Genomic DNA, 250 nt, shown 5'->3' with positions numbered 1-250 from the left:
CCTCAAGCGGCAGCAGGCAACCAGTCGGAGCGTTCGGGTTGGGAAAGATGATGCCGCCGTTCGGCCGCTGATAATCCGCCACGTCGATCTGGAACTGCTCGTTCAGCGCAACGGCTTGGTAGTCGATGCCGTACAGGCCGCAATAGACCGGGTAGAAGCTGTATGTCACGTCCGGAAACAGCAGCGGGCGGCCATGCTGGAACAGGCCGTGAAAGGCATGCGCCAGCACTTCGTCCGAGCCGTTGCCGAC

The 250-nt window shown here is 62.0% G+C and carries 1 protein-coding gene; it reads right to left on the bottom strand.

The genetic code is table 11. The features are described 5' to 3' along the window. Positions 1-250 (bottom strand): aminotransferase class I/II-fold pyridoxal phosphate-dependent enzyme (locus Q5L94_RS13995; protein ID WP_317498955.1); only part of this gene is annotated, 250 nt, incomplete at both ends.

The organism is Idiomarina sp. Sol25 (assembly GCF_033052775.1).
Taxonomy (GTDB): domain Bacteria; phylum Pseudomonadota; class Gammaproteobacteria; order Enterobacterales; family Alteromonadaceae; genus Idiomarina.
Note: the sequence above shows the minus strand (reverse complement) of the source record. Positions and strands in the feature narration are given on the sequence as shown.